Genomic DNA, 12,286 nt, shown 5'->3' with positions numbered 1-12,286 from the left:
GTGGTGATATAGTCATTTACGACATTTCAACGTGTTGTATTTATAACATCAAGCAACATAGAAATATGACATATAAGGAGAGCACAGTGTTTAATATAAGAAGTTTATTCTTTGTTGGAGCGGTATCCATCATTGTTTCTGGGTGCGGTGGTGGCAGTGATACAACACCTGATCCGAGATCGACAGAACCCACGCCGACAAGACCCGCCCCAACTCCGCCAAGTGATTTAGAGCCGTTGGAGTTGTTGGAATTAATTGAAACGCAAAGCAAGCAATATGTGCTCGATTCAGTTCGTTGGATTGAAGAGCAACAAATTGATTGTACTGAGCAAGCTCAAGCGCACGAAATGTGTGATGTGCAGCGTGTTAGTTTTAGCGATGGTCAATTTGAACAATCACGTACTAAACAGACTCAAACTATTCTTGTCTTAGATTATGGGATGGATTTCCACTCTGTGTTGAGATACCGCTCAAGAGTTAAATCCACCTATAAATATAACCCACAGTCAAACTCCTTTGTAATAGACGATCCATATATTCACACTTCAAAGCTTGGCGTTAAGTTGTTAGGAGAGGTTAACCGTTTTAGTATTACAGATGAGCGATTTACACAGCCACAGCCTACCTTTGTGCCTGCGGCTTGGTTAACTGAATTATCAAACAAGTACCGAGCTGTTGTACCGCAAGATAGATATGACAGAGAAACAAATCAAGCTATATACTCTCACGGTGTGCAGGTATTTGGTTACTTGGCACAGCACAATCCTCAAGCAGAATTTGTGGTTATAGACACGTCCACGTTCACGCCTTTTTTAAATTATAAAGACGCGCTTTGTAATAACGACCTTGCTACTTTTTCTGCCAATATGAAGAGTGCTGCTCGTTCACTAACCGCTGAGATTATTGAACAGTATGGGGTCGAGTTTATTAACTATTCGGGTGGGTTTACTTTAGAATCAGTGGAGCAAGCTCTGCATCAACATGGTTGCCAAGACGCACTAAATGCAGAGCAGCGAAGTCAATTCTATATGGCGATTAAGCCTGTGTATGATGCGCTATTTGATGCATCTAATACATTAGCCTTTCATGCTGGGAATGAGTTTGCTGAGCAAAGCGGTGACGCTTTAGATTTAATTGATTACCCCAATCGTATTCGAGTTTCATATTACTCTACAAAAGACAAAGACACAGATTTAGCACCTTACGGTCAATCTGGTTGGGAAAAAGTTTTTGTTGATCATCAAGCGTATTTTAATGGTAGTCGTAGTATTGATTTGTTCATTAACCTTGGGTACACCCCATTGGTTGGGGGAGGCGAACAAGTGACCAATAGCACGCCAAAAATGTCACCAAATACAATAGGAATGAGCTATGTCGTAGATTGGAATCACTACTCCTCGTCATGGACAACGCCAGTAGCAACGTCATACGCGATACATGAGCAAGAAAAAATAGCGGCATCTACAGGAGATGATTTACTTGGTCCACAGCGGTTAAAATCTAAATTACTTGCATACGATTGCCTGAGTGTAACTGAACATATGGAGCATGAAGCACTGCTCGCATTTATAGCTAGCGCAAATGGAATTTGTAAAATACAAGATCCGTTGCGCCATAAAGCGGATGAGCTAAACCGTATCGGCTATCTTAGTCGATAGTCATTTTTAGCAAACAGAGCACAAGTGAATTTAAGAGTGATTGTGCTCTGTTAGTTGAGTCAACTAAAGTGACTCAGCGGATTTGACTACTTTTTGCGGCGCTTCTCGCCAAGAAAATCGGCCATCATAAGATTGACAAACTAATGTTGTATTTTCGGCATCCGCTAAATATATCTGGTTTGTTTTTGATGCAGGGTAGCTAAAGTAATCACTGCATTTTGCACTCTGCCCGGGGCCCACGATGACCCGCGTGCCGACTTTTATTTTACAACTGACGAGCATATCTAAAGGGGAGTAGCTCGGGCAGATCACATTGTCTCGTCGATATTGAGAGATAGAGCCTCGAGGTTTGTCGAAGGTCCACCACTTTCCAAGTTTTGAACCACTGTACTCACTATTCCATGCACGCCATATGGTGATCTCTTGGGTAGTGACGAATACCAGCCCCTTGCATAAGCCACCTTGCTGCTGCGGCATAACCACACCTGACGGAAGCCTTTCATCTGGCAGGGGCACAAGCCCTGTATGCTGCTCTACCTTGCCAATGCAGTCATTATTTGCAGTTTCAAGCGCGCTTGACTCGCTCGTTAAACTGGTCGTATTACAGCCAAAAAGCAGTAAAAAGCTGGAAAATACCGCAAGTTTTCTTAATTTACTTGTGGTTGATTGGCATCGAGATTGTTGATTTGGCAAAGACATTTCATTGGCTCCCTGTGCTTTTCATACCGTCAGTTTAATGTGCATTGATAAAAATGTATCTTTCATTGCATTACACGAACATTTATTAGGTCAAACAAGGTATTAACGCTTGCTAAATACACTCTGCTGTTTTGCTTGGGTAAAGCCAAGTCTGTTATAAAATTCATGTGTTTCAACACGCTTGTTGTTACACCTAACTCTAAGCTCCACATTAAGTTGTTGAGCATATTGATAAGCTTGCTCAACAAGCAATTTACCCACCCCTTGTTTCCTGATTTTTGGGTCAACGACTAAACCGCCTATTTCATAAAACATATTAGAGGCTAGTCGGTGCGCTTTAAACCCGTGAAGCCAGCCAGCAATGTGTCCATTTACCTCACATACCCAGACATCATCATTGGTTGATTCAAGTAAATATTCCAGCCGCTGCTGAGCTTCGTCAGAGGTCGTATTTGAGTAGCCTAAAAAGCGTGAGAGTTCATTAATCTCATTAGCGTCAGTGATGGTCGCTTGGCGCACATGTGCCATTAAATACTCCTTATAAAAACATGGACTTCGATAATACGTGTTTGGATGTTTTGCGCACAAAAGAATAAGCGATTGGGGCAGTGTTGTTCAAATAGAAAGCGACAAATAGCACTTATTGTCTGCACCTAGTACAAAATAAATGAAACTCATCATATGTGAAGCAAAGGTGCCCAAATAGCTGGTATCATAAAGTACATAATTATCATGGGCGTGAATTAGCATTTGCTCTGCTGTTTGGTTAAATAAGATGGCCAACGCTTATGCTCACACATCACAACGAGACACTTTATGCATCAAGCAGATATACATCAGACGCTAGAACAGTATTTTGGATTTAGTGCTTTTAGGGCAGGCCAAGCACAAACCATTGAGCAATTAATTGGTGGCCAGTCTAGCTTGGCGATATTTCCAACGGGCTCTGGAAAATCCCTGTGCTATCAGCTAACTGCATTACATTTGCCCAATCTCACGTTAGTGGTTTCTCCACTGCTTGCTTTGATGCAAGATCAAATTGAGTTTTTAAATAAAAAGGGGATCCCTGCTGCAAGTTTAGACTCGACGCAAACTTATGAGCAATCACAAAGTGTGATGCAAGGTGTGAGAGATGGCCACATCAAAATTTTGATGGTGTCTGTTGAGCGTTTTAAAAATGAGCGCTTTCGGGGCTTTATCAAGCAAGTGCCCATTTCTATGCTGGTGGTCGATGAGGCGCACTGTATTTCAGAGTGGGGTCATAACTTTAGACCCGATTATTTGAAGTTACCGCAAATTCGCAATGAGCTAAATATTCCTTTGGTCCTGCTATTAACGGCAACCGCAACAAAAAAAGTAAAGCGAGATATGGCACATCGATTCTCCATTGATGAGCAGCATATTGTGCAAACCGGGTTTTATCGCGCCAATTTAGATTTGAGTATTCAGGCCTGCACCGAGAGTGAGAAGCTACCGACGATTTTATCGTTTTTAAGCCAGACACAGGACAGCGGTATTATTTATGTTACGTTGCAGCAAACGGCAGAAGAAGTCGCAAAACAGCTACAAGCAGCAGGGCAAGACGCAGTTGCCTACCATGCAGGGTTAAAAGATGACGCAAGGCAGCAGATCCAACAGCAATTTATGCACAATGAAAAGCGTATCATCGTGGCCACTATCGCGTTTGGTATGGGGATTGATAAATCAGATATTCGCTTTGTTATTCATTATGATTTACCTAAGTCTATTGAAAACTACAGCCAAGAAATTGGTCGTGCTGGGCGAGACGGGCAGCCGTCAAAATGTATCACACTGGCAAATTTAGACGGGGTTTCAACCCTTGAGAACTTTGTGTATGCAGACACGCCTGAGCTTGGCAATATTGAATCACTACTTAATGAAATTCGCACGTCAATGTCTCAAGGGCTTTGGGAAATGCAAGAGCTGAGAGTGTCTAAGGCGACAAACATTCGCCTGCTTGCGCTAAAAACGGCGCTCGTTCAACTGGAGTTGTTTGGTGTGCTCGAAGCAAAATATGCATTTTATGCTGATTTTCGTTTTAAATGGCTACACACAGAAAACAAAGTGCTGAACTCCTTTGACGCAAATCGCCAAGCGTTTATTCAGCAGATAGTTTCAAATACCGACTTTAAAAAAGTGTGGGGAACAGTTGATATGGCCGCTTTGGTCAATCAAGGACTAGAGCGCGGCCGCGTGGTTGCAGCACTGGATTATTTGCATGAGCAGGGCATGATCTTGCTTGAATCTAAGCGTATGATGCAAGTCTACCAAGTGGATGAAACTGCTTTGAACGCCCCTGAGCTCGCTAACAAATTGAGTGATTATTTTTCTGATAAGGAGCTTGGGGAAGTAAAGCGCATTGCAGCCATGCTGCGCTTTTTTGAGTTGCAAAACTGTTTGTCTAATAACCTCGCCAGATACTTTGACGATCAGCAAGTGCCGCAAAGCTGCGGGCACTGTAGCGTGTGCCGAGGTAGCTCTGCGCAACTGCAATTTAGTCAAGAGCCGCTTTTCCCAGATGATCAGCAATTAAGAGATGACATCAATGGGTTAAAAAACTATCTCAACCAAGCTGGCATTGAAGCGACAGCCCCAGTACTGGTGCGTTTTTTAACTGGCATGACAACGCCGATGTCTACAGCCAATAAGTTTAGACAGAGGTCTGGTTTTGGTAGTTGCAGTGCTTTGAGATATAAGCAGGTTGAGAGCAAGCTTTCTCAGCTTGGACTAGTCTAGTTTGGTTACAATCGCCTAGCACGAAAAAAGAGGCCTTGTGGGCCTCTTTGTTCAGCTGACTAGAATTTTATTATAGTTGCCATGTTATGGTGGCACGAATATCACGGCCAGGCTCTGCAACACCGGTGTCAATTGGGCCGATGGCTGCGTAAGTTGCGTGGTCGTAGTAGAACTTATCAAAGATGTTCTTAATGGCGATATCTAGCTTCACATTTTCGTCGTTTGTGATGTACCAAGTCGCTTTTAAATCATGTACACCGTAACCTACCTTTTCAGGCAGCTCTGTGTTATCCCAAACATAAGTACCTGAATCATCCAATCTCTGAACTAAGCGAGCTTGCCAAGCCAACTCAAGAGAATCTGTCAGTGAGTAATCTGCACCGAGTGTCAGTGTATCACCGACAGACGTGCCGATTGACCAATCTTGATCCGAAATCGCGGAGCCAGCAAGTGCCGGATTAACGTGCGTTTTCCATTCTGGGCGGCTGCTGTTGAACGCTAAAGACACAGATACACGGTCAAAGCTGTAACGCGCATTGATGTTTATGCCTCTGTTTTCTAAATCACCGACATTGCTTAGGAAGTTTGCAGGTTGGCTTTCAATGTTTTTAGCAGTAGACACAGCATCATCAATGGTCGACATAAAGACATCAGCTTGGACAACAAGGTTGTCACCCAGATATTTGAAGCCCACTTCGATGTTTTCAGCCACTTCTTTACGTAGGTTTTCATCGTTGTCATAGTAGCCAAGTACAAACAACTCTTTTACTTTTTGGCCACGAACAGCCTTAGCATACCCAGTGTTTACTGATAATTCAGGCGTTATCTCATAAGTTAAGTTCAGGTTAGGACTAAAGCCGCTTGAGTCAAAATCAAACCCGTTATCGTCTGTTAGTTCATATTTGTCGTATCTTACACCAGTACTTATCTGGAATTGATCCGTCACTTGGAAGTAATCTTGGATATATAAACCCAGTACTTTGCCTTCTTCTACCCCTGATAGCTCATAGTTAGAACCGACATCTTCCAAAATTGCCTCATCACTTCTGTAGTCGAAGCCTGCAACAATTTTGTGTGTTTCAAATAGTGCCGTATTTTTTAGATCAAACCCTTGTGAGTCATACTCTGCAAAATAGGTATTTTGGACAACAACACCGGCTCTATTTTCACCTTCAGGATGAGCATGCGTGATAGAGTTCTTCGTTTGATATGCAGAAAAAGCGATATCAATGAGGTCATCTTGTGGCGCATAGAGGTAGTTTAATGTACTTGTAGTACGCTCACTTTCTTGTGGTAATGCAAAGTTCTTACGGCTTGGGTGCCAGTGAGCACGAAGTAAACGCGTGCCATCATCATGGCGGACATCATGGCTTAAGCTAAACGATTGTGTACTGGTCAAGTCACCACTGATTTTTGCAAACCCGACTTCTTGCTCTGATTGTGAGTAAGGGATCTCGTCGCCATTACCGTCTTCCATGTTTTCAGTGTCGCGTTTGATAAGTGACACAAGTGCATCAATGTCATCAGTTACACGGCCATATAGTGTCGAGCTTGCTTTAAAGCCCTCGCTATTGCCGTAATAGCCAAGCTTGAACAACGCGCCAAACTGTTCATCTGGGGCAAGTAAGTCTGAAGCACTTTTGGTTTTAAATCTCAGTGCGCCACCAAGTGCACCTGACCCCGAAGTTGCATCACCAGCACCAGCAACAACATCAACTTGCTTCAAAAGCTCAGGCTCAATAGATAAACGACCTTGGTGGTGGAATAAGTAGCCTGCTTGTAATGCGCCATCAATACTGACATTAAGCATGGTGTCTTCAAGGCCGCGCACGTAAATTTTCTGTGCGACTGGGTTTGAGCCACCCACAGACACTTGTGGTAAAGATCTAAAAATGTCAGATAAGTCGTTGGCTTGTAACTGGGTTAGATCAGTTTGGTCAATGATCATATCGGCGTCAGAGACTTTTCCATGAACTTCGATGATTTCAATCTTTTGCTGTTGATTGTCTGCCAAAGTAGCGGGAGACGCGAATGTTGCTGCAGCGACAGCAAGGGCGATAGATGTGCGAGAAAAACCAAACTGCATTGGTGTGTTCCTTTATCTTAAATGAAAATAGTTATCAATACGCGTGTATTATTCATGGTTCTGTCCCAAAACAAAGCACTTTTACAACTGTTACATTTACAGTGACATATTGGCATGTAATAGGGACTAAAAAACCATCGTTAAAGTGCTATGACGATACACAGCCCTGAATCTGAATTGTTTTGTGCGTATATCTGCCCGTTGAGTCGCTCCATTTGGCGTTTGCAAAGAGCAAGCCCCAAACCGAATGAATCACTATCGGGCTGCGTATGTGAATAGCCGTGGCTGCGATAGAAGGGTTTGAAAATATCAGTCAGTTCATTGTCTGACACACCGGGTCCATCATCAATGATTTGAATGGTGGTATTGTCGAGCGTCACTAAGATGCGGCTCTCTGCAAAGCGGCTGGCATTTCTTAATACATTCTCAATGACTTGGCCAAGGACTCTGGCATCAGTATTAAGCGTTTTGGAGTCGGGCAATTCTAGGTTAATTTGTAAATGAGGGGCTTCGAACTTCACCTCTTCAGCAATACAGTCAATTAAGTCGACCAAATCAAAAGGGGTGTTTTCGGTATCTGTATGTGGGCAGAAGCGTTCATTTTCGAGCCAAGTGAGTGTTAAGGTGTTCTCCGCAAGTTCTCGCATGGTATGGGTGTTTTTGGTCACGCGATTGAGCATATCTTGTTGATCTAAGCCTGATTTATGGCACTCCAGCGCGGTTTCAATACGCGCGATCGGTGTGCGAATTTCATGAGAAAAATCAGCAATAAACTGCCTTTGTGCGCGAATGGTATTGGCGGTGCAGTTAGCCATTTTGTCAAAGGTGGCTGCAATTTGCGTAAACTCGGCATCGCGACTAGAGATTTTGTCGCCAATACGGCTATCTAAGTCTCCATCGGCAAAAGCGCGGGTGCTTTGCTCTAGTTGTTTGAGTGGCTTCATAATGGCGCGATATAACAGCCAGCAAATACCGGTTAAGACTAAAAAAGGTACACAAAATTGCAGCAAAATATAGGCAATTTGCCAATAATTACCCGGGCGCATGTGACTGGGTAACTGGATCAAAAAGTGGGTTTTGTCATCTGCAAACGGAATGTCCATGACAGGGTTACGAGCAAAGTATAAGTGGATTTTCCATCTTACATCACGACCAAGTGTAAACTCGTCTAGGTAGTACTGTTGAAGCTGCGTGCCTGCCAGTGGCGTCAGTTCGCGCTGTACCACCGCAGCCCAAGTATCATGGTCTCGCTCTATGTTTTTTACATATTTACTGAGTGCAGCCATGTCTCCTGACAAATATAATTGCTCCGCTTGCTTGCCCAGTGCGATGAGCTCTTGCTGATGCGCTACTTTAATTTGGCTCATCCTAAACTCAGTGTGATTGACCAAGTAGTCAATCACAGCAAAGAGCAATAAAGATCCTGCAATAACCAACGCACACAGGCGTAAAAAATATGATGCTCTAAGATTGAACATGCAAACGATACCCTTTGCCATGCACTGTGGTGATAGACTCTGGGCTGAGCCCTACTGCAACGAGCTTCTTACGCAAGCGGCTCAGGTGCATATCTAAACTACGGTCATATCGGCTGAATTGACGTTCAAGCACGCTTTGATATAAAAACGCTTTACTGAGTGTCTCTTTATGGTTGTGTGCTAACTGCCATAACAACTTAAATTGAATGGCAGTAATGTCTAGCGGCTCTGTGTTATAGGCAGCAAGCTGTTTTTGTCTGTCTAAATGTAGGTCAGACAACGTAATTTCAAAGGGCGTTTGCGCTTGTGTGTGGCTAGCATGAACACGTCGTAAAATGGCTTCGATGCGTAATACCAGTTCATCAAGGTTAAAGGGCTTAGATAAATAGTCATCCGCGCCCAAGCTTAAGCCCTTTATACGTTCTTGCTCAGCACCACAGGCGGATAAAATCAACACAGGCGTGTGTTTAATTTTTCTTAACTGGGCCAAAATTTCATAGCCTTCCATGCTCGGCAAGCGAATATCTAAGATAATGAGGTCGTAATCTACTGCGAGTGCTTGGCTAAGTCCTTGTTCTCCATCATGAAGACAGTCTACCTGATAGCCTCTGTTATTAAGTAGGGCGCAAACTTGCTGGTTGAGAGTAATGTCGTCTTCTACGACTAAAATACGGTTGTTCACAGATCTGTGTCTTCTAAAATGAGAATGATTGTATTTTAAGATTATTGCACTTGTGCATACAATAGTGACTAGGTCGAATTGTGAACAGATGTTTGCTGTATGAGTTTTTTTCAAATGAAATAGGCTGTATTTGAGGGTGGTACTTAATGCGTGACTAATTTGGCGGGCACTGTGTGCATTGCATGTTGATATGTAATGTTGAAATACAGTCTCGGATACAAACTAAATTAAGGAATGACACATGTTAAGGTTAATATCTATTAAGTTATCACTGTTGGTGGCTTTTCTCAGTTGCAGCAGTGCGCTGTTGTCCAGCACCGCGTTTGCAAAAAGCTATCAAGCGACGCACCATGCCATTGTTTATGAAGGGCGAGTCAGCAAGCATTATAGTAAAGGTCAGGTTGAGTTTAACTGGCCGGGCACGCAACTCAAAACTAAGTTGGTAGGCAAATCACTGAAGGTGACATTAGCAGGTTATGGCGATCAGTTTGATGTATTGGTGGACGGTCAGCTACATAAAAAAATTGTGACCAATGCAAATGGCAATTTTGAAGAGCATGTTGTTTTTACACAGCAAGAAGCCAAAATGGTCGAGATTGAAATCGTCAAACGTTGGGAAAACTATGGTAACAATACCAAAATACTCAGCTTTTCAACGGATGGCCGTTTAGAGGGGATTTGGCAGCAGCAACCACATATTTTATTTGTCGGAGACTCAATTAGTGCTGGTTTTGGCAGTGAGTCTACTAAACGCCAGTGCACTTGGCAGGAGATAGTTGATAGCAGTAATGCTAGAGTGGCTTTTCCTTATTTGACAGCATCTATGCTTGAAGCCAGCTTCACACAAGTATCTTATTCAGGGCTGGGCTTAATTCGAAATTGGAGCGGTAACGATCCGCATCATGACCTTCGTACTTATTTAGACAAAGTCTCAGCGGTATTTGGCGATAATAAAGCTTATGAAGATACACATCCTGATTTGGTTGTGATTGAGGTGGGCACGAACGATTTCAGTACAGATCCGCAGCCTCATGAACCGTGGGCAACCATTGAAGAAGTCAAAGCGGACTGGATCTCTACCATGGTCGAGTTCGTCAATAAGGTACGTTATCGTTACCCGAATGCACCCATTATATTTATGCCAAGACCCGCTTACCCCTATGATTTCATTATTCCTGCTACATTAGAGGCAAAAGCCAAGCTTGAAGAGCAGGGGATTGATAAGTTGTACTCGCACACTTTTTCATCGCCATTAGAGGGGTGTATTTGGCATCCGACTGAGGCAGAACATACTGATATCGCGAATAAACTGTCTGCGTTTATCAATTCGAATGACTTGTTAGATTAAAGGCGATTTAAAGCAATTTTACATAAGCCTACCTTTTGCATAAAGGGTAGGTTTTTTGTTTTTGCTATTTTAGTGAGTCGATACAGCAAGAAATATCAAAAAAACACAGTCGGTATTTTTTAAAGTACACCTATCAACGCAACATACACAGGTGTACTTATGAAAGTAACTAAAAAAATCATCATCAATAAATCCGCAGAGCAAGTTTGGCATTTGATTGCCCATGAGTTTGATAAAGCCCACTTATGGATGGGACCTATTCCTAACTCTGTGGCAATGGGTCGTGGCAATAGCAAAACAGGTGCACCGATGGAAGGGCGTATTTGTGATTTAAACGCCGATCCTAATGGCGCGAAAGTCAAAGAAGTTATCACCGACTTTAATGAGCAAAAAAAGCAATTGGCATTTGATGTGTTGCCCGTAAATAACCCTAAAATTGTGCCAATTAAGCAAAACCATGTATCCATGTCTGTGCGTGCACTTGGTCCAAACCAAGCAGAAGTAATTTGGGTTGCTTCCCCTGTGCTTAAATTATTTGCTTATCCATTTTACCCATTGTTAAGGCTGGTATTTCCCGTGGCGTTTGGCAAACTACTCAAAGGTCTTAAAAGGTATGCTGAGTCACATGTGCTCAAAGCAAATACGGCACAAGCGTAATTATTATTAATGAGGTATGAGATGGACCGATTTTTTAAAAGTATTGAGTACATAGAAGCGCATCTATACGACAAAATCAGTGTGCATGAAATAGCGACGTCCGCTCATTATTCAACTTACCATTACAGTAGGGTGTTTAAAGCTTTGGTTGGAGATACACCAAAAGAGTACTTACGCAAAAGGCGTTTAACGCTTGCTGCAAAACGATTACTCATGGACGATGTCGGTATTTTAGACTTGGCCATAGAGTGCCAGTTTGAATCACAAGAGGCATTTACCCGCGCGTTTAAGGCCTTATTTGATATGACGCCAGCGCAATATCGCAAAATAAATGAGCCGTTTAGGTTGTTATATAAAAAGCCGGTAAGCCAAGAAGATCTCGCTTTTTTACAAAACAACTTAAGTATGGAGCCTGAGATAATCGAGCAAGCTGCGATGAAAATTGTTGGCATCGCCACTCAGTATGATGATGGAGACTTAAGCCTACCTAAGTTATGGTCAGGGTTTAGACCCTATCGGGATAAAATCCCTAATCGTGTTGGCAGTGACTTTTTTGGCATTTATGAAAATTATGAAGAGTCGGAAGAGGTAACTCGGTTTGTTTATATTTGCTCAGCACAAGTTGAAAACTTTGATGATGTCCCAGAGGGTTTGATAACCCGTGAATTAGCTGCACAAACCTACGCGCGCTTCACTCACATAGGACCGATTGCAAAAATGGAAGAAACCTTGCGTTATATTTGGGGTAGTTGGTTGCCAAAAAGTAAGTATGAGTACGCTAATAAGCCCGATTTTGAATTACTGCCTGCAAATTTTAACGATGCAGATCCAAACAATAAGATTTACTTAAATATTCCAATAAAACCCAAAGCCTGATTTATCAGGCTTTTTTATGCCTGAATTTTAAATACAGCAAAAAAT

At 42.7% G+C, this 12,286-nt stretch carries 10 protein-coding genes; 5 read left to right on the top strand and 5 right to left on the bottom strand.

The window, feature by feature from the left end; translation table 11 throughout:
• Nucleotides 1-86: 86 nt before the first annotated feature.
• Nucleotides 87-1,658: a hypothetical protein gene (locus tag L1077_RS24615; RefSeq protein ID WP_237139448.1), complete on the top strand. Its 1,572-nt coding sequence runs from the start codon at nucleotides 87-89 to the stop codon at nucleotides 1,656-1,658.
• A 63-nt stretch (nucleotides 1,659-1,721) separates the two neighbouring features.
• Here L1077_RS24615 and L1077_RS24610 read toward each other — a convergent pair whose 3' ends face one another.
• Nucleotides 1,722-2,357, bottom strand: coding sequence for a hypothetical protein (locus L1077_RS24610; protein WP_237139447.1), 636 nt, complete (start codon nucleotides 2,355-2,357; stop codon nucleotides 1,722-1,724).
• A 102-nt stretch (nucleotides 2,358-2,459) separates the two neighbouring features.
• Nucleotides 2,460-2,885, bottom strand: a complete 426-nt coding sequence (locus tag L1077_RS24605; protein WP_063360482.1) for a GNAT family N-acetyltransferase — start codon at nucleotides 2,883-2,885, stop codon at nucleotides 2,460-2,462.
• A 288-nt stretch (nucleotides 2,886-3,173) separates the two neighbouring features.
• Between L1077_RS24605 and L1077_RS24600 the strand changes: the two genes are divergently transcribed.
• Complete coding sequence (locus tag L1077_RS24600) at nucleotides 3,174-5,114, top strand: RecQ family ATP-dependent DNA helicase (protein ID WP_237139446.1); 1,941 nt, start codon at nucleotides 3,174-3,176, stop codon at nucleotides 5,112-5,114.
• A gap of 70 nt (nucleotides 5,115-5,184) precedes the next feature.
• Here L1077_RS24600 and L1077_RS24595 read toward each other — a convergent pair whose 3' ends face one another.
• The 3 genes from L1077_RS24595 to L1077_RS24585 form a co-directional block, all read right to left on the bottom strand.
• Nucleotides 5,185-7,200, bottom strand: coding sequence for a TonB-dependent receptor domain-containing protein (locus tag L1077_RS24595; RefSeq protein ID WP_237139445.1), 2,016 nt, complete (start codon nucleotides 7,198-7,200; stop codon nucleotides 5,185-5,187).
• 140 nt (nucleotides 7,201-7,340) lie between these two features.
• The gene (locus tag L1077_RS24590; RefSeq protein WP_237139444.1) at nucleotides 7,341-8,678 is read right to left on the bottom strand and encodes a HAMP domain-containing sensor histidine kinase; all 1,338 of its coding nucleotides are present in this window, start codon (nucleotides 8,676-8,678) and stop codon (nucleotides 7,341-7,343) included.
• On the bottom strand, nucleotides 8,665-9,360 hold the full coding sequence (locus L1077_RS24585; RefSeq protein ID WP_039610219.1) for a response regulator transcription factor: 696 nt from the start codon (nucleotides 9,358-9,360) through the stop codon (nucleotides 8,665-8,667). Before L1077_RS24585 ends, L1077_RS24590 begins: the two co-directional genes overlap by 14 nt.
• A gap of 241 nt (nucleotides 9,361-9,601) precedes the next feature.
• On the opposite strand from L1077_RS24585, the gene L1077_RS24580 reads away from it, so the two are divergent.
• The 3 genes from L1077_RS24580 (at nucleotide 9,602) to L1077_RS24570 (ending at nucleotide 12,241) form a co-directional block, all read left to right on the top strand.
• Nucleotides 9,602-10,708: an SGNH/GDSL hydrolase family protein gene (locus tag L1077_RS24580; protein WP_237139443.1), complete on the top strand. Its 1,107-nt coding sequence runs from the start codon at nucleotides 9,602-9,604 to the stop codon at nucleotides 10,706-10,708.
• A 159-nt stretch (nucleotides 10,709-10,867) separates the two neighbouring features.
• Complete coding sequence (locus L1077_RS24575) at nucleotides 10,868-11,365, top strand: SRPBCC family protein (RefSeq protein WP_237139442.1); 498 nt, start codon at nucleotides 10,868-10,870, stop codon at nucleotides 11,363-11,365.
• A gap of 21 nt (nucleotides 11,366-11,386) precedes the next feature.
• The gene (locus L1077_RS24570) at nucleotides 11,387-12,241 is read left to right on the top strand and encodes an AraC family transcriptional regulator (RefSeq protein WP_237139441.1); all 855 of its coding nucleotides are present in this window, start codon (nucleotides 11,387-11,389) and stop codon (nucleotides 12,239-12,241) included.
• Nucleotides 12,242-12,286 lie beyond the last annotated feature (45 nt).

The sequence above is a fragment of the Pseudoalteromonas luteoviolacea genome, assembly GCF_021654285.1.
Classification (GTDB): Bacteria; Pseudomonadota; Gammaproteobacteria; order Enterobacterales; family Alteromonadaceae; genus Pseudoalteromonas; species Pseudoalteromonas luteoviolacea_J.
The sequence above is the reverse complement of the archived record's forward strand: the minus strand, read 5'-3'. Positions and strand labels throughout refer to the sequence as shown.